Source organism: Streptomyces sp. SP18BB07 (genome assembly GCF_036322545.1).
Lineage (GTDB): Bacteria > Actinomycetota > Actinomycetes > Streptomycetales > Streptomycetaceae > Streptomyces > Streptomyces deccanensis.
Genome location: NZ_JAQYWT010000342.1, coordinates 1 through 16,988, shown reverse-complemented (window position 1 = coordinate 16,988; position 16,988 = coordinate 1). Strand labels below are relative to the sequence as shown.

The 16,988-nt window shown below is 70.6% G+C and carries 14 protein-coding genes; 10 read left to right on the top strand and 4 right to left on the bottom strand.

The genetic code is table 11. From position 1 onward, the window contains the following. Window positions 1-122: 122 nt before the first annotated feature. On the bottom strand, window positions 123-1,034 hold the full coding sequence (locus PUR53_RS31175) for a hypothetical protein (protein ID WP_329910405.1): 912 nt from the start codon (window positions 1,032-1,034) through the stop codon (window positions 123-125). A 71-nt stretch (window positions 1,035-1,105) separates the two neighbouring features. Between PUR53_RS31175 and PUR53_RS31170 the strand changes: the two genes are divergently transcribed. The 4 genes from PUR53_RS31170 (at window position 1,106) to ilvD (ending at window position 5,742) form a co-directional block, all read left to right on the top strand. After that, complete coding sequence (locus PUR53_RS31170) at window positions 1,106-2,038, top strand: Ppx/GppA phosphatase family protein (protein ID WP_329895057.1); 933 nt, start codon at window positions 1,106-1,108, stop codon at window positions 2,036-2,038. 245 nt (window positions 2,039-2,283) lie between these two features. Beyond that, complete coding sequence (locus PUR53_RS31165) at window positions 2,284-3,105, top strand: sugar phosphate isomerase/epimerase family protein (RefSeq protein WP_329895056.1); 822 nt, start codon at window positions 2,284-2,286, stop codon at window positions 3,103-3,105. After that, on the top strand, window positions 3,102-3,719 hold the full coding sequence (locus PUR53_RS31160) for a TetR/AcrR family transcriptional regulator (protein WP_329910404.1): 618 nt from the start codon (window positions 3,102-3,104) through the stop codon (window positions 3,717-3,719). Before PUR53_RS31165 ends, PUR53_RS31160 begins: the two co-directional genes overlap by 4 nt. 169 nt (window positions 3,720-3,888) lie before the next feature. Next, window positions 3,889-5,742 (top strand): dihydroxy-acid dehydratase, encoded by a 1,854-nt coding sequence (ilvD, locus tag PUR53_RS31155; RefSeq protein ID WP_329910402.1) that lies wholly within the window; start codon window positions 3,889-3,891, stop codon window positions 5,740-5,742. Window positions 5,743-5,862: 120 nt separating this feature from the next. On the opposite strand, the gene PUR53_RS31150 is transcribed toward ilvD, so the two are convergent. Then, complete coding sequence (locus PUR53_RS31150; protein ID WP_329910401.1) at window positions 5,863-8,277, bottom strand: serine/threonine-protein kinase; 2,415 nt, start codon at window positions 8,275-8,277, stop codon at window positions 5,863-5,865. 206 nt (window positions 8,278-8,483) lie between these two features. Between PUR53_RS31150 and PUR53_RS31145 the strand changes: the two genes are divergently transcribed. The 3 genes from PUR53_RS31145 to PUR53_RS31135 all read left to right on the top strand — a co-directional run bounded on the left by PUR53_RS31145 (window position 8,484) and on the right by PUR53_RS31135 (window position 10,764). Then, window positions 8,484-8,825: an SH3 domain-containing protein gene (locus PUR53_RS31145; RefSeq protein WP_239756510.1), complete on the top strand. Its 342-nt coding sequence runs from the start codon at window positions 8,484-8,486 to the stop codon at window positions 8,823-8,825. A gap of 447 nt (window positions 8,826-9,272) precedes the next feature. Continuing rightward, window positions 9,273-9,710 carry an EamA/RhaT family transporter gene (locus tag PUR53_RS31140; protein WP_329895061.1) on the top strand — a complete coding sequence of 146 codons (438 nt, stop codon included), beginning with the start codon at window positions 9,273-9,275 and terminating at the stop codon, window positions 9,708-9,710. A 259-nt stretch (window positions 9,711-9,969) separates the two neighbouring features. Continuing rightward, window positions 9,970-10,764: a class I SAM-dependent methyltransferase gene (locus tag PUR53_RS31135; RefSeq protein WP_329910399.1), complete on the top strand. Its 795-nt coding sequence runs from the start codon at window positions 9,970-9,972 to the stop codon at window positions 10,762-10,764. Here the strand turns inward: PUR53_RS31135 and PUR53_RS31130 are convergent. Further along, a complete protein-coding gene (locus tag PUR53_RS31130) occupies window positions 10,744-12,270 on the bottom strand; it encodes a SulP family inorganic anion transporter (protein ID WP_329910398.1) in 1,527 nt (508 codons plus the stop codon). The two genes, PUR53_RS31135 and PUR53_RS31130, sit on opposite strands and share 21 nt — an antisense overlap. Here PUR53_RS31130 and PUR53_RS48365 point away from each other — a divergent pair. The 3 genes from PUR53_RS48365 to proC all read left to right on the top strand — a co-directional run bounded on the left by PUR53_RS48365 (window position 12,207) and on the right by proC (window position 15,338). Then, window positions 12,207-13,550: an ABC transporter ATP-binding protein gene (locus tag PUR53_RS48365; RefSeq protein WP_443080380.1), complete on the top strand. Its 1,344-nt coding sequence runs from the start codon at window positions 12,207-12,209 to the stop codon at window positions 13,548-13,550. The two genes, PUR53_RS31130 and PUR53_RS48365, sit on opposite strands and share 64 nt — an antisense overlap. Continuing rightward, on the top strand, window positions 13,547-14,410 hold the full coding sequence (locus PUR53_RS31120) for an ABC transporter permease (RefSeq protein WP_329910396.1): 864 nt from the start codon (window positions 13,547-13,549) through the stop codon (window positions 14,408-14,410). Before PUR53_RS48365 ends, PUR53_RS31120 begins: the two co-directional genes overlap by 4 nt. Before the next feature lie 115 nt (window positions 14,411-14,525). Continuing rightward, window positions 14,526-15,338 carry a pyrroline-5-carboxylate reductase gene (gene proC / locus PUR53_RS31115; RefSeq protein ID WP_239756518.1) on the top strand — a complete coding sequence of 271 codons (813 nt, stop codon included), beginning with the start codon at window positions 14,526-14,528 and terminating at the stop codon, window positions 15,336-15,338. Window positions 15,339-15,350: 12 nt separating this feature from the next. Here proC and trpS read toward each other — a convergent pair whose 3' ends face one another. Then, complete coding sequence (trpS, locus tag PUR53_RS31110) at window positions 15,351-16,346, bottom strand: tryptophan--tRNA ligase (RefSeq protein WP_329910395.1); 996 nt, start codon at window positions 16,344-16,346, stop codon at window positions 15,351-15,353. Window positions 16,347-16,988: the final 642 nt, after the last annotated feature.

Genomic DNA, 16,988 nt, shown 5'->3' with positions numbered 1-16,988 from the left:
GGTAGCCGAGCGTGGGGAAGAGGCCGGTGGTCCGGGCACCCGGCCGGCCCGGGCGCCGCGCGGCCGTGGTGGCAGCGCGCCGACCGGTCGGGGCCGTCCGGTCGGCTTGTCCGCTTCTTCGTCTACCGGCCTGTGGGGGCTGCCGGTTCCGTCGGGTCCGCCGGGTGCGGTGCCACCAGGGGCAGTCGGGAGGCCAGTCGCTGTTCGCACAGCTCGACCAGGCGGTCGTACCCCTCCTTGCCCATCAGCTCGATCAACTCCGGGCGGTACGAGACGTACACCGGGTCGCCCGCGCCGTGCGCCGAGGTCGCCGAGGTGCACCACCAGTGCAGGTCGTGACCGCCCGGACCCCAGCCGCGGCGGTCGTACTCGCCGATCGACACCTGGAGCACCCGGGTGTCGTCGGGCCGGTCGATCCAGTCGTACGTGCGGCGGATCGGCAGCTGCCAGCAGACGTCCGGCTTGGTCTCCAGCGGCTCGCGCCCCTCCCGGAGCGCCAGGATGTGCAGCGAGCAGCCCGCGCCCCCGGCGAACCCCGGGCGGTTCTGGAAGATGCACGACCCCTTGTACGGGCGGGTCTGACGGTCGCCGTCCTCGTCCTTCGAGACCCAGCCCGTCTCCGTGCCCACATCGTGGAACTGCCAGATCTCCGGAGTGAGCCTCGCCACATGCTCGGCGACGCGCTTCTCGTCGTCCTCGTCCGAGAAGTGGGCGCCCAGGGTGCAGCACCCGTCGGCCGCGCGGCCCGCCTGGATGCCCTGGCAGCCACTGCCGAAGACACAGTTCCAGCGGGACGTCAGCCAGGTCAGATCACAGCGGAAGACCTGCTCGTCGTCCGCCGGATCAGGGAACTCCACCCACGCGCGCGCGAAATCGAGCCCCTTCTCGTCCGGCACCGTGGACTCCGCCGAGCCCTTCGCCGACTTCGGTGGCCTGGTCGCCGCCTTCGCCCGCGAAGAGCCGCCGGTCGCAGCCGCTCCGGACGCCGCTCCCGCTGCCGACTTGTCGGCCTTTGCCTTTTTCGTCTTTGGCACCCGTCCAGGGTACGGCGCCCGAAGCCGCATCGAGGACGGCCCACGCCTCCGCTGGCAGTAGCGTTCCGCCCATGAGACTCGGTGTCCTCGACGTGGGATCGAACACGGTGCATCTGCTGGTGGTGGACGCACACCCGGGCGCGCGCCCCCTGCCCGCGCACTCGCACAAGGTGGAACTGCGCCTTGCCCAACTCCTCGACGAGGCCGGGGCCATCGATCCCGAAGGGGTCGACAAACTCATAGCCGTCGTCCACGAGGCGCTCCAGGCGGCCGAGGACAAGGGCGTCGAGGAACTGCTCCCGTTCGCCACGTCGGCGGTGCGGGAGGCCAGCAACGCCGACGACGTCCTCGCCCGTGTCAAGGACGAGACCGGCGTGGAGCTCCAGGTCCTCACCGGCGCCGAGGAGGCCCGGCTGACCTTCCTCGCCGTCCGCCGGTGGTTCGGCTGGTCGGCGGGCAAGCTGCTCGTCCTCGACATCGGCGGCGGCTCCCTGGAGATCGCCTACGGCATAGACGAGGAGCCCGACGCCGCCGCCTCGCTGCCGCTCGGCGCCGGCCGCCTCACCGCCGGCTGGCTTCCCGGTGACCCGCCCACCCCCGACGACATCCGGGCCCTGCGCCGTCATGTCCGGGCCCAGATCGCCCGTACGGTCGGGGAGTTCAGCCGCTTCGGGGCGCCCGACCATGTCGTCGCCACGTCCAAGACGTTCAAGCAGCTCGCCCGCATCGGCGGGGCCGCGCGTTCCGCCGAGGGCCTCTACGTCCAGCGTGACCTCAAGCGTGGGGCGTTGGAGTCCTGGGTGCCCAAGCTCGCCGGCATGACCACCGCCCAGCGAGCCGCTCTGCCCGGCGTGTCGGAGGGGCGGGCCAATCAGCTCCTCGCGGGGGCGTTGGTCGCGGAGGCCGCGATGGATCTGTTCCAGGTGCAGACGCTGGAGATCTGTCCGTGGGCGCTTCGGGAGGGTGTGATCCTGCGGCGGCTGGATCACATGGGTACGGCGTAGGCCTCAGCAGGTGGGGTGCGTGGTGGGTGGCGTGGTCGGGTGCGGGTGGGGGTGCGTGGGGCTTCTCGCGCGGTTCCCCGCGCCCCTGAAAGACCAGACCCCGCGGGCCTGAAAAGCACGGGGCGCAGCCCCTGTTTCTCAGGGGCGCGGGGAACCGCGCGAGAAGCCCCACCGGGCCCGCGGCTGCCGACGTGCGGCCACCCCGACGGCGCACAGCCAAGGCTCCACCCCGTAGGCTGTCCCGCGTGGCAGAACCCGTACGGATCCCGGACGCGAAGGTCGCCCTGTCCACGGCCTCCGTGTACCCGGAGTCGACGGCCACGGCCTTCGAGATCGCCGCACGCCTCGGGTACGACGGCGTGGAGGTCATGGTCTGGACCGACCCGGTCAGCCAGGACCTGGAGGCCCTGCGCCGCCTCTCCGACTATCACCAGATCCCCATCCTCGCCGTTCACGCGCCCTGTCTGCTGATCACCCAACGCGTGTGGTCCACCGACCCCTGGGTCAAGCTGCAGCGCGCCCAGGCCGCCGCCGAGAAGCTCGGCGCGAGCACGGTCGTCGTGCATCCCCCGTTCCGCTGGCAGCGCCAGTACGCGCGTGACTTCGTCACCGGAATCTGGCGGATGGCGAACGAGACGGACGTCCGGTTCGCGGTCGAGAACATGTACCCCTGGCGCTACCGCGACCGCGAGATGCTCGCGTACGCCCCCGACTGGGACGTGACGAAGGACGACTACCGGCACTTCACGATCGACCTCAGCCATTCCGCGACGTCCCGCACCGACGCCCTGGACATGGTCGACCGCATGGGCGACCGCCTCGGCCATGTGCACATGGCGGACGGCAGGGGGTCGGCCAAGGACGAGCACCTAGTCCCGGGCCGCGGCACCCAGCCCTGCGCCGAACTGCTGGAACGTCTCGCCGGGAGCGGCTTCGACGGCCATGTCGTGATCGAGGTCAACACCCGCCGCGCCATGTCCGCCGCCGAGCGCGAGGCCGACCTGGCGGAGGCGCTCGCCTTCACCCGGCTGCATCTTGCCTCCGCCGCGCGGGTCCCCCGACGGTGACCCCGGCCACCCCTCGCCGCAGGGGCCGGCCCTCCCGTACGGAATCGGCCGACACGCCCGCCGCCCGCGACCGCATCCTGGCGGCGGCCCGTGAGGAGTTCTCCGAGCGTGGCTACGACAAGGCGTCCGTACGCGGCATCGCCAAGGCCGCCGGGGTGGACTCGGCCCTCGTGCACCACTACTTCGGCACCAAGGAGCAGGTGTTCGAGGCCGCCGTCACCCTCTCCTTCGGCCCGGCCATGCAGGCTCCCCAGGCCGTCGAGGAGGGCCCGCTCGACGGCGTCGGCGAGCGGCTCACCCGGTTCGTCTTCGGCGTCTGGGAGAACCCGGCGACCCGGACGCCGTTGCTCGCGATCGTCCGTTCCGCCGTGAACAACGAGGCCGCCGCTGCCGTCTTCCGCCGCATCATCGCCACGCAGGTGCTCCGCCGGATCGCCGACCGCCTGGAGGTACCGGACGCGGAGCTGCGGGCCGAACTGGCCGCCGCGCAGCTGGTGGGGATCGCGATGCTGCGGTACGTGATCAAGGTCGAGCCACTGGCATCGGCGGACCCCGAGCAGATCATCAGAAGAGTCGCCCCCGTGGTGCAGGCCCACCTCACCGCGCCCCACTAGCGGCGCGCGGAACGGCGTACGCCACCAGCGCGCGCCCGCGGCCGAGAACCGAGACGGTCATCCCGCATTCCGGACAAGCTGTCCAACCCTTGGCGCAACGGGCGTACGCTCGACTCAGTCAGAAGTCTCTGATCGCAGTCTCAGAAGGTTCCCTGAAGGAGCGAGCGCGATGCCCGAGCTGAGGTCCCGCACAGTCACCCACGGCCGCAACATGGCGGGCGCCCGCGCCCTTATGCGCGCCTCCGGTGTACCGGGCGCGGACATCGGCCGCAAGCCGATCATCGCGGTCGCGAACAGCTTCACCGAGTTCGTGCCGGGCCACACCCACCTCCAGCCGGTCGGCCGGATCGTCAGCGAGGCGATCCGCGAGGCGGGCGGCATCCCGCGCGAGTTCAACACGATCGCCGTGGACGACGGCATCGCGATGGGGCACGGGGGCATGCTGTACTCGCTGCCCTCCCGCGACCTGATCGCGGACTCGGTCGAATACATGGTCGAGGCCCACTGCGCCGACGCCCTGATCTGCATCTCCAACTGCGACAAGATCACCCCGGGCATGCTGAACGCCGCCCTGCGGCTCAACATCCCGACCGTCTTCGTCTCCGGCGGCCCCATGGAGTCCGGCCGGGCCACCCTCGTCGACGGCACGGTCCGCACGCTCGACCTGGTCGACGCGATCTCCGACGCGGTGAACGACAAGATCTCGGACGAGGACATCCTCCGTATCGAGGAGAACGCCTGTCCGACCTGCGGCTCCTGTTCCGGTATGTTCACCGCCAACTCGATGAACTGCCTGACCGAGGCCATCGGCCTCTCCCTCCCGGGCAACGGCTCGGTCCTGGCCACGCACACGGCCCGCAAGCAGCTGTACATCGACGCGGCCCACACGGTCATGGACATCACCCGCCGCTACTACGACCAGGACGACGAGACGGTCCTGCCGCGCTCGATCGCGAACTTCGCGGCCTTCGAGAACGCCATGGCCCTCGACATCGCCATGGGCGGCTCCACCAACACGATCCTGCACCTGCTGGCCGCCGCCCAGGAGGCGGGCGTCCCCTTCGGCCTCAACGAGATCGACGCCGTCTCGCGCCGCGTGCCCTGCCTGGCCAAGGTCGCGCCGAACGTCGCAAAGGACCGCACGTACTACATGGAGGACGTGCACCGCGCCGGCGGCATCCCGGCCCTGCTGGGCGAGCTGCACCGCGCGGGCCTGCTCAACGAGGACGTGAACTCCGTCCACAGCTCCTCCCTCGCCGACTGGCTGAAGACCTGGGACGTGCGCGGCGGCTCCCCGTCCCCCAAGGCCGTCGAGCTGTGGCACGCGGCCCCCGGCTGCGTCCGCTCCGCCGAGGCGTTCTCCACCTCCGAGCGCTGGGACACCCTGGACGAGGACGCCGAGGGCGGCTGCATCCGCTCCGCCGAGCACGCGTACTCCAAGGACGGCGGACTGGCGGTGCTCAAGGGCAACCTCGCCGTCGACGGCTGTGTCGTGAAGACGGCCGGCGTCGACGAGTCGATCTGGACCTTCGAGGGCCCGGCGGTCGTCTGCGAGTCGCAGGAGGAGGCCGTCCAGAAGATCCTCATGAAGGAGATCAAGGAGGGCGACGTCGTCGTCATCCGCTACGAGGGCCCCAAGGGCGGCCCCGGCATGCAGGAGATGCTCTACCCGACCTCGTACCTCAAGGGCCGCGGCCTGGGTAAGTCCTGCGCGCTGATCACCGACGGCCGCTTCTCCGGCGGTACCTCCGGCCTCTCCATCGGCCACGCATCGCCCGAGGCGGCCGGTGGCGGCACGATCGCCCTCGTCGAGGACGGCGACCGCATCCGCATCGACATTCCGAACCGTACGATCGAGCTCCTCGTCGACGACGCCGAGCTGGCCCGCCGCGAGCAGGCCCTGAACGGCGTCTACGCCCCGAAGAACCGGGAGCGCAAGGTGTCGGCCGCGCTGAAGGCGTACGCCGCGATGGCCACCAGCGCCGACAAGGGCGCGGTGCGGGACGTCAGCAAGCTGGGCTGAGGTCCGCCCGCCGTCCGCGCGGCGGCGGTAGTAGCGAGTGAGGGCCGTTCCCGGCGGGGACGGCCCTCGTCGCACAGGTGTGGAGGCGGCCCGGGTCGTGCGACCGCCCGGCCGGCCGTCTCACCAGCTCGCCGGATCGCTTCCGTCCAGGCCAAGCACGGTCCCGTCGAGCGTGCCCGCGCAGACGCGGCCGTCGATGAACACCGGCTCGGGCCGTGCGCCGGTGATCCGGTCCGAGTCGCCGAGCCGCGCCGCGGTCTGCCCACTGAGCAGGCCCTTCCGCACATCCACCGCGAGCAGCCGCCCGTCGGACGAGGTGAAGTACACGAACCGGTCGCCGGCCACCGGCGCCGAACCCCGCGCGACTCCCGTCTCGGTCCGCCACAACTGCTCGCGGGCCTTCATGTCGACGGCCACGAGCGCACCGCTCGCGCCGCTCAGCAGGTACACGACGTCACCGCGCACCACTGCATGGGCCTGTTCGAGCCGTACGGGCAGCTCGACCCGGACGGTCTTCCCGGTGCCGGTGCCGGTGCCGGGGTCGTACCGGACCAGGGCGACCGTGTCGGGGTAGCCGCCCCCGATCGAGGCGAAGAAAAGGGAGCCGCTGTGGGCCCCCACCGGTTCCAGCTGACCGTCGAGCCGGGCGTCCCACCGCACGTCACCCGTCGCCGGGTCCACCGCGGTGACCCGCGTCCGAGCCCTCGCGCCCTCACCGGTGACGCTCGCCACATAGGCCGAGCGGTCACCGTCGAACGACGTGAAGTACGCCTCCGGCTGCCCGGGGATGCGGCGGCTCCACACGGTGTCGCCGGTCGCGCTGTCCACACCGGTGACCGTTCCGTCGGCGGAGGTCAGCAGGAGCATGCCGCCCGCGTAGCGCTCGGCGCCGTACGCGGAGACGTCCCGCTCCCACCGCACCTTGCCGGTGTCCGGATCGAGCGCCTGGACCCGGCGGCTCTCGCCCGTCAGCACATGCACCAGGCCGCCCGATTCGACGGGTGGGCCACCCGCGCCGAGCTCACCCGCGCCGTCGACGGTGTGCCGCCACAGCACGCTGCCGTCCGCCGGGTCCAGCGCGGAGACCAGCCCCGGCTGCGAGCACAGCAGCTTCCCGGCACCGTACGAGCACTGCGGCGCGCTCCCGTTCTTGGCCGCGGGCTTGGTGGCCCAGGCTTCGAGCGCGGGGGCGGCGGCCGCGGCACGGCTGGCCCGCGGTGTGGCCGTAGCCCCGTCCACCCGTTCTCCGTCACCGCCCCACACCCGCGCCGAGACGAACCCCCCTGCCGCGACGAGCACCAAGGAGACGGCGACCAGAACGGCCCGCCGACGCAACCGCCGACCGGCCCCGCCTACAGGCTTGCCGACGACACCCGCGCCCGCACCCGTACCTGGATCGCCCGTGCCTGGATCGCTGGTGCTGGTGCTGGTGCTGGTGCTGCTGTTGCTGGTGTCGGATGTCGGGCCCGCTCCCGTGGCGTTTCCCGCGTCGACGTGCTCGCCCTTGCCCCGCCTTGGGTTCGTGTCGCCGTACTTGTCGCCGTACTCGTCGCGGTACTCGTTGCCGTGCTCCTCGCCGTCCTGGTCGGCGGCGGTCCGGCCAGGATCCGGGACGGCGGCCCATCCCGCCCCTTGTCTCTCCTTCTCCTTCTCCCTCGCCCGTTCCCTCTCCCGCTGGGTCGGTATGAAGCTCTGGGTGTCGTACGAGGCGGCGACGGACCGGAGTTCGTGCATCAGCTCGTCCGCCGTGGGCCGGTCCTCGGGCTCCTTCGCGAGGCAGGCGCGGACGAGGGGCGCGAGGTTCCCGGGTACGCCGGTGAGGTCCGGCTCGTCGTGGACGACCTGGTAGGCGACGACGTAGGGGCTGTCGGAGTCGAAGGGCCCGCGCCCGGTGGCCGCGTGCACGGTCACCGAACCGAGGGCGAAGATGTCGGCGGCGGGCCCTACCTCGCGGGGCCGCCGGAACTGCTCGGGGGCCATGAACGGCGGTGTGCCGATCAACTTCCCGGTCTCCGTGCGCAGTTCGCTGTCCTTCGGCCGGGAGATACCGAAGTCGATGACCTTGGGACCGTCCTCGGCGAGGAGCACGTTGCTGGGCTTGAGATCCCGGTGCACCACACCGGCGCGGTGGATGTCGCGCAGGGCCTCCGAGAGCCCGGCCATCAGCCGCCGCAACTGCCCAGGCGGCATGGGGCCGTTCCGCTTGACGTGCTCGGCGAGGGTCGGGCCGGGGATGAAGAGAGTGGCCATCCAGGGCCGGGGGCTGTCGGTGTCCGCGTCGACGACGGGCGCGGTGAAGGCGCCGCTGACCCGTCGGGCGGCGGCCACCTCTTGCCGGAAACGGCCTCTGAACTCGGGGTCCTTGGCGAACTCGGCGTGCACCACCTTCACCGCGAGTCGCAGTCCCGAGGTCGAGGTGGCCAGATGGACGACACCCATGCCGCCGGAACCCAGACACGACTCCAGGCGGTACTGACCGGAGTACTCGGGAAGTTCCGCTTCCGCTCCCGACCCGGTGCCCCGCTGCGGTGCCATGGGCCCACCCCCGTGCTGTTTCGGCCGCCCCCGCGACGCTCGGAGCCTAGTCGATGACACCTACGGGACAGAGGCGGCTTGCTAGCCTTCACGTGCGAAAAACGCACAGGTGTGTGTGTCCTGATTCGGGGGTATCAAAGGGTCCCCATGGCTTCCATGGGGACCAAACGGGGTTCGAACGCGTTTCAAACGGGGGGAGTTCAGCCATGTCTGTCGAGCATGCCGAAGAGATCACGGGCGACGGCGAGGGGGAGCAGGCGACCACGATGGCGGCGACCGCGGGGGCGGTGACGGCAGCCGTCCGGTACTACTCGGTCGCGCCGGGCGTCCGCGTCAACGTCCGCAGCGGCCCGAGCACCAGTTACGGCATCGTCCGGGTCCTCTCCGAGGGCGCCAGGGTGCCGATCTACTGCCAGACCCCGGGCCAGACCATCTCCGGTCCGTACGGCACGACCAACGTCTGGGACAACATCGACGACGGCCAGTACATCTCCGACGCCTACGTCTACACAGGCAGCGACGGCTACGTGGCCGGCCGCTGCGGCTGACCCCACGTCCGCGGTTTCACACGACACGGAACTCGCCGCGGTACCCCACACCGGGTACCGCGGCGACCCTGCCGCGACCTGCGGCTGCTGGGGCTCCTCGGAGGTGCAGCCGGCGGCTTCGGGCTTGTGCCCGGTAGCGGTCCGACGTCCCCGGTCCGACGCCCCGGACCGGCACCAGGGACGGCCGGGAGGCCGAAGGGAGCGCTCGCGGTTTACAGGGCGCGTTCGGTTCAGCCGGTGCTCGATGCCGCCGCGTAGCCCTCGTCGACCCGGGGCGATAATCGACGCGTGAGCGATGAACCGAAGAACATCCGGGCGGAGCGGCAGGGACAGCAGGCGCAGCTGAAGCCGCAGGACTCGGAGGGGCCGCAGGGGTCGGAAGCTCCGCAGGGGTACCAGGCGTCTTCGACGGCCGGGGCGACTCCGGCGGGCCCTCGCCCCGAACCCATCCGTTTCTTCGGGACGACCTGGCTGAATCACGACGGCAACTATCCGGCCCGCCGCGCGGGCGTCACCGTCGGCTCGCTCGCCGCCGTGGTCGTCTCCGGCCTGGTACTGCGCCTGGCCTACGAGGGCCTGCAGCTCGCGGCGGTCGGCGGCTTCGTCAGCATCCTCGTCCTCATCATGTTCGCCGTCTGCAGCGCCCTGGCCTTCGGCCACACCTGGGGCTCCTACACCAAACGCCCCGATCCGGCCCGCCAGTCCTCCCTGCGCGGCCTGCTCACCATCGGCTTCCTCGGCTCCCTGGCGGCCTACTTCCTCCGCTCCCTGAAGGAGGCCCCGGGCGAGTCCCTCCACCGCGCGGAATACACCACGGCCCGCGAACAGTACGACCGCCGCACAGCCAAACGCACCGGCAACCCAGCGAAGCGCCACCGTCCCTGAGGCAGCCCGAGCCCCAGAGGGCCCGAGCCGGTGAGGTGACGGGCCGTGAGGTGACGGGCCCGTGATGGGACCCGCCCGTGAGGGAACGCGCCCGTCATACCCCGCGCCCGTGAGGGGCGCGGGGAACTGCGCGAGAAGCCCCACCGGACGGACGCTTGGGGGTCAAAGGGGCGCAGCCCCTTGAGGGATGGGACGGGTAGGGGCGGCGGGGGCGAAAACCCCCTCCCCAACACACCCCACCACAAGCCACGATGCCCCCATGACGACCTCCCGCCCCCACCCCCACCCCTCCCACACCACCCGAGCCCACTCCTTCAACACCGCCGCACCCCAGTACGCGGCAAACCGCCCCTCCTACCCCCCCACCCTCTTCGACACCATCGAAGCCCTGTCCCCCCGCCCCCTCCACGGCTCCCGCACCGTCGACGTAGGCGCCGGCACCGGCATCTCCACCACCCTCCTCCACACCCGAGGCGCCCACGTACTAGCCGTCGAACCCGGCACGGGCATGGCCGCCCAGTTCCGCCGCACCCACCCCCACCTCCCCCTCGTCCGAGGCGACGGCAACGCCCTCCCCCTCGCCACCGCCTCCACCGACTTCCTCACCTACGCCCAGTCCTGGCACTGGACCACCCCCTCCCGCTCGGTCCCGGAGGCCCTCCGCGTCCTCCGCCCCGGTGGCGTACTCGCCCTTTGGTGGAACACCGACGCCGTCGACATCCCCTGGATCGCCGACGCCACCACCCGCATCCACCGTTTCCTCGGCGTGGACCCGGACACCCCGATCGAGAAGAGCGGTTCCGGCGCACCCGCCGCCCTCACCGACACCGCAGGACACCTCGACTTCACCCGCCGCCACATCCGCTGGAGCCGAGAGGTCTCCCTGGACACCCATCTGGCCAACATCGCCAGCCACTCGGCGTTCCTGGTCCTGGGCGAAGACGCCACCGCCGAGTTCTTCACCGAGGAACGAGCCCACCTCCGCAGGCTCTTCCCCACCGAAACCATCGAGGAGACCTACGAAGTGGACCTACTACTGGCCATCCGCCCCTGAACCGACCGCTTCTGAACCAACCCCCCTTGAACCAACCTCCTCTCCACGCACCTCCTCTCCACCAACCTCCTTTGCACCAACCTCCTTTGAACCAGCCCCCTTTGAACCAGCCCCCTTTGAACCAGCGCCGGCCAACCCCGCCCCCCACGCCTCCAAAGCCGCCGCACACGCGTGATCCACATGCCACAGCCCGCTCAACTCCAGCCGCACCCCCCGCTCCCGAGGCACCCCTTCCAACGCATCCAGCAGTTTCGGTAGCCGCAGGAACGTCGCGTTCCCGACCACCCGCACCACCACCCCCGTGTCCCCCCGGTCCTCGATCTCCACATGCACCTGGCTGATGTCCCACGCGGTCTTGGCCACCGCCGACGCGAGCCCCACCAGCACCCCCTCGAAGAGGTTCCAGGTCACGATCGCCACGGCGGTCACCCCCAGCACCACCACCTCCCCGCGATCCCGCGACCGCCACAGCACCCCCAACTCCCGTACGGGCACGAGCCGGCACCCCGCATGCACCAGCAGCCCGGCCAGCGCCGCCACGGGGATCACACCGAGCACCCCGGGCAGCAGAGCGGCGAAGACCAGCAGCCACACCCCGTGCAGCACCCGTGAGGCCTTGGTCCGCGCCCCCGCCCGCACGTTCGCCGCACTCCGTACGATCACCGCAGTCATGGGCAGTGCCCCGAGCGCCCCGCACAGCACGTTCCCGGCGCCCTGGGCGACCAACTCCCGGTCGTAGTCGGTCCTCGGGCCGTCATGCAGTTGATCCACGGCCCCCGCGCTGAACAACGACTCGGCGGACGCGATCAGAGCGAAGGCGAGAACGGTCCCCACGACCCCCGCATGCGTGAACAACCCCAGGTCATCGACCGACGGCACCCGCACCGCCTCCCACAACCCCCGCACCTCGACCCGCCGCACCCCCAGGTCGAACACCCCGGTGACCAGGGCCGCACCCCCGACGGCCACCAACGGCGCCGGCACGAACCGTGCCCCCCACCGCCACCGCGGCCACACCACCAGGACGCCGACCGTGGCACCCCCGAGCGCGAGCGCCACGGGATCCACGGCACCGGGCAACGCCCCCAACCCCGCGAGCTTCTCGATCCCCCCACCCCCGGGTGCGGCCGCGTCCCCCATCGCGTACACCTGGTCCGCCACCAGCACCAGACCGATCCCGGCGAGCATCCCCTGCACCACGGCCACGGACACCGCCCGAAACCACCGCCCCCACCGCAGCACCCCCAACCCGATCTGCAGCACTCCGGCCCCGAGCACCAGCACCCCGAGCGCCGACAGCCCGTACGCCCGCACCGCCTCGTACACCAGCACGGTCAGCCCGGCCGCCGGCCCACTCACCTGCAGACTGCTCCCCGGCAGAGCGCCGACGATCAGCCCTCCGACGATCCCCGTGACCAGCCCCAACTCCGCCGGCACCCCGGATGCCACAGCGACCCCCGCGCACAGCGGCAGCGCCACGAGGAACACGACGACCGAGGCGGCCACCTCCCCTCGCCACGACACAGTTCCCGAACCCCGAAGCCGTGGCCGGAGCCGTAACCGTGCCTGAAACGGCCCCAAGGCATTACGCACGAGACACATACCTCCGGCAGTCGACGTTCGACAGGAGTGCCCACAGGCGCCCGACAGGAGATACGCAGTACCCGAGCCAGGGGAGGGGACCCGACGGTGATCACGAGAACGCGCGACGGGAGACCGCCGCACAGATCACCCGGGCGACACGGCGCGGCCAAGAGCCCCTCCAAGTGACCACGCTCCGCTACCAATTGTCACCCAAAGCGAGCACTCTCTGCATCCCCTCTCCGCGATCACCGCCCCTCAGCGGAAGCGCGCACTCCCGGAACCTCACCTTCCGATCACTCCGTCGAGCGCCCGCGCCCCTCCTCGCTCCCGCCACGCCCTCCCTTGACGACGCGCCCCTCCTGCGCAATATTCATCACATGATGAATTACTCTCCGGAGGACACTCCACTCCCCGCCGTCCACGCCCATAACCTCACCGTCGCCCGAGGCCCCCGCACAGTCCTCCGCAACCTCGACTTCGCCGTCCCGCCAGGCCAGATCACCGGCCTCCTCGGTCCCTCCGGCTGCGGCAAATCGACCCTGATGCGAGCGATCGTCGGAACCCAGGCCAAGGTCACCGGCACCCTGAACGTCCTCGGCCGCCCCGCAGGCGACGCCGCCCTCCGCTCCCGCATCGGCTACGTCACCCAGGCCCCCTCGGTCTACGACGACCTGACCGTCCGCCAGAACCTCGCCTACTTCGCCGCGATCCTCGACCCCGGCCGTGCCGCCGCTGCCCGTCGCGACGACAACATCACCCGGGCCATCGCCGACGTGGCCCTCACCACCCACGCCGACGCCCTCGCCGGCAACCTCTCCGGCGGCCAGCGCAGCCGCATCTCCCTGGCCGTGGCCCTCCTCGGCACACCCGAACTCCTGGTCCTCGACGAACCCACCGTCGGCCTGGACCCCGTCCTCCGCCGCGAACTCTGGACCCTCTTCGCCACCATCGCCGCCGAGCGCCGGGCCACCCTCCTGATCTCCTCCCACGTCATGGACGAGGCCGAGCGCTGCCACCGCCTCCTCCTCATGCGCGAGGGCCAGATCCTCGCCGACGACACCCCCGAGGCCCTCCGCACCCGCACCCACACGGAAACGGTCGAAGCGGCCTTCCTCCACCTCGTCGACGAGGCCACCGCGACCACCACCGAAACCACCACCCCGGCAGCCACCGACACACACCAGAAGGAACCGGCGCGATGACGACGACGCCGAACGCGGACACGCGAACGAAGAAGCAGACGAAGCCGGAGCAGAAGAACACGAAGAACCGGCAGCCGAGGACCAGCGACGCCGCGGCCCCCACGGCCCCCCGCCCCCGGGCCCTGAGCTACTCCCGCACGACCGCCACCGCAGCCCGAGTCCTCCGCCAACTCGGCCACGACCCCCGCACGATCGCCCTGCTGATCCTCATCCCGTGCGTGATGCTCTTCCTGCTCCGCTATGTCTTCGACGGCAACCCACGCGTCTTCGACTCCATCGGCGCCTCACTCCTCGGCATCTTCCCGCTGATCACGATGTTCCTGGTGACCTCGATCGCGACCCTGCGCGAACGCACCTCCGGCACCCTGGAACGCCTCCTCTCCATGCCCCTCGGCAAGGGAGACCTCATCGCCGGCTACGCCCTGGCCTTCGGCACCCTGGCGATCATCCAGTCCGCCCTCGCCACCGGTCTGGCCGTCTGGTTCCTGGACCTGGACGTCACCGGCTCACCCTGGCTGCTCCTGATCGTCGCCCTCCTCGACGCCCTGCTGGGCACCGCCCTCGGTCTCTTCGTCTCGGCCTTCGCCTCCTCCGAGTACCAGGCCGTCCAGTTCATGCCGGCCGTGATCTTCCCCCAGCTCCTCCTGTGCGGCCTGTTCACCCCACGCCCCGAGATGCACCCCGCCCTGGAAGCCATCTCCAACGTCCTCCCCATGTCGTACGCCGTCGACGGCATGAACGAAGTCCTGCTGCACACCGACATGACCGCCACCTTCGTCCGCGACATCACGATCGTCGCCGGCTGCGCCCTGCTGGTCCTGACCCTGGGAGCCGCCACCCTGAGGCGCCGGACGACATAGCCCCTCGCCGGCCCCCGTCCACTGCACGTCCCGCCCACCGGACACGCCAGCCGGACGCCCACCCCCGGTGCGAGGATGGCCCCAGGACGACGCACCTCCGGAGGGCACCCGCACCATGAGCCAGAAAGTCGCAGTCCTCGGCACCGGCAAGATCGGCGAGGCCTTGCTCAGCGGCATGATCCGAGCCGGCTGGGAGCCCGCGGACCTCCTGGTCACCGCCCGCCGCCCCGAACGCGCCGAAGAACTCCGCACCCGCTACGGCGTCACCCCGGTCACCAACGCCGAAGCGGCGAAGACCGCGGACACGCTCATCCTCACGGTCAAGCCCCAGGACATGGCCACCCTCCTCGACGAACTGGCCCCGCACACTCCCGCCGACCGCCTGGTCGTCAGCGGCGCGGCGGGCATCCCCACCTCCTTCTTCGAGGAGCGCCTGGCCGCAGGCACCCCTGTCGTCCGTGTCATGACGAACACCCCCGCCCTCGTCGACGAGGCCATGTCCGTGATCTCCGCGGGCAGCCACGCGAGTGAGGCCGACCTCGCGCACGCCGAGGAGATCTTCGGCGCCGTCGGCAAGACGCTCCGCGTCCCCGAGTCCCAGCAGGACGCCTGCACCGCCCTCTCCGGCTCCGGCCCGGCGTACTTCTTCTACCTGGTCGAAGCCATGACGGACGCGGGCATTCTCCTCGGCCTGCCCCGAGACAAGGCCCACGACCTGATCGTCCAGTCCGCCATCGGCGCGGCCACGATGCTCCGAGACAGCGGCGAACACCCCGTCAAGCTCCGCGAGAACGTCACCTCTCCCGCCGGCACGACGATCAGCGCCATCCGTGAACTCGAGAACCACGGAGTACGCGCAGCACTGATCGCCGCGCTGGAGGCAGCCCGCGACCGCAGCCGCGCACTGGCCTCCGGCAAGAAGGACTGACGCCCCGCGCGGTCAGCCGGCCAGCAGACCGATCGCCCGGTACGCCTCATCCACCCTCGGCCGAGCCATCTCTCTGGCCTTCACCGCACCCATCCGCAGCACCCCCTCCACATACGCAGGATCCGCGCACAACTCCTTGTGCCTCTCCTGTACGGGCCTGAGGAGCTCGACCACGGCCTCTGCGGTGTCCTTCTTCAGTGCTCCGTACGATTCATATACACCGCTCAGGTCGTCGGGGTTCCCACCCTCACAGGCAGCGAGGATCTCCAGCAGATTCGCGAGCCCCGGCCGCTGCTCCCGGTCGTACACGACGTCTCGCCCGCTGTCGGTCACGGCGCGCATGACCTTCTTCCGCACCACATCCGGTTCGTCCAGCAGATAGACGATCCCCGGTCCGACGTCGTCCGTCTTCCCCATCTTCGACGTCGGGTCCTGCAGGTTCATCACCCGCGCCCCGACCTTCGGCGGGGTGGCCCGAGGCACCACGAACGTCTGCCCGTACCGCTGGTTGAACCTCACCGCGAGGTCCCGCGTCAGCTCCACATGCTGCGTCTGGTCGTCCCCGACCGGCACCTCGTCGGTCCCGTACGCCAGGATGTCCGCCGCCATCAGCACCGGATACGTCAGCAGTGACAGCCGGACACTCCCGCCCCGCTCCCGCTCCCGCGCGGCCTTCTCCTTGTACTGGATCATCCGCCGCATCTCGCCGTCGGTGGCCACGCACTCCAGCAGATACGACAACCGCGCGTGCTCGTCCACATGACTCTGTACGAAGACGGTGCACAGCTCGGGATCCAGCCCCGACGCCAACAACAGCGTCGCCGCCTGCCGACTGAGTCTGCGCACGCGGGCCGGATCGTGGTCCACGGTCAGCGCGTGCAGATCCACGACGCAGAACAGCGCGTCCGTCCGGTGCTGGTCGACCTCGGCCCACCGCCGCACGGCCCCCAGGTAGTTCCCCAGCGTCAGATGCCCCGTCGGCTTGACCCCGCTGAAGACCCGTGTCATCTCTCCACCTCCTGATCAGGACCGCCACCACCGGCCGGCCGACCCTCAGAAGGGAGAAACGAGAACGGCCGCCAGAGCGGCGGCCGTTGAGTACATACGTGAGTACGGCCGCCGTCAGGCGGCCCACCACTGCTGGCGACACGTACGCGTAGTCATGACAGCCAGGCTACGCCTGCGAGGAGCCAGACGACAGCGAGTTGACACGCCCCGAGCCGGTACGTAGTGTTCTCCGGGTTGTCCGACGTGAGCGCCGACCTCGGTCGGTCCCCGGACAGCCATTCGCAGGTAACCACCAACAATCGACGATCCATCGTCGTGCCCTTGGCATGTGTATTTGCGAAATGAGGAATCCGCGTTCGAAAGGACGCAGCCCCGATTAGCTCGGGAGCCGGGAATCCGCTAAAGTCTCACTCGTCGGAACGGCCCAACAGCCGCGAAGACAACTCCCGCTGACTGGGAATCAGGCCCGAAAGGATCTGATAGAGTCGGAACCGCCGGAAGGGGAAACGCGGAAGCGGAAACCTGGAAAGCACCGAGGAAATCGGAACCGGAAACGGTCTGATAGAGTCGGAAACGCAAGACAGCAAGACCGAAGGGAAACTGCCCGGAGGAAAGCCTGAGGAAGTAGCTCGGGTGAGTACA

Excerpts from the sequence above, each read along its gene's own strand:
- PUR53_RS31170 (WP_329895057.1), top strand. The coding sequence starts at position 1,106 with ATGAGACTCGGTGTCCTCGACGTGGGATCGAACACGGTGCATCTGCTG.
- ilvD (WP_329910402.1), top strand. The coding sequence starts at position 3,889 with ATGCCCGAGCTGAGGTCCCGCACAGTCACCCACGGCCGCAACATGGCG.
- PUR53_RS31150 (WP_329910401.1), bottom strand. The coding sequence starts at position 8,277 with ATGGCACCGCAGCGGGGCACCGGGTCGGGAGCGGAAGCGGAACTTCCC.
- PUR53_RS31145 (WP_239756510.1), top strand. The coding sequence starts at position 8,484 with ATGTCTGTCGAGCATGCCGAAGAGATCACGGGCGACGGCGAGGGGGAG.
- PUR53_RS31135 (WP_329910399.1), top strand. The coding sequence starts at position 9,970 with ATGACGACCTCCCGCCCCCACCCCCACCCCTCCCACACCACCCGAGCC.
- PUR53_RS48365 (WP_443080380.1), top strand. The coding sequence starts at position 12,207 with ATGCCACAGCGACCCCCGCGCACAGCGGCAGCGCCACGAGGAACACGA.
- PUR53_RS31120 (WP_329910396.1), top strand. The coding sequence starts at position 13,547 with ATGACGACGACGCCGAACGCGGACACGCGAACGAAGAAGCAGACGAAG.
- proC (WP_239756518.1), top strand. The coding sequence starts at position 14,526 with ATGAGCCAGAAAGTCGCAGTCCTCGGCACCGGCAAGATCGGCGAGGCC.
- trpS (WP_329910395.1), bottom strand. The coding sequence starts at position 16,346 with ATGACACGGGTCTTCAGCGGGGTCAAGCCGACGGGGCATCTGACGCTG.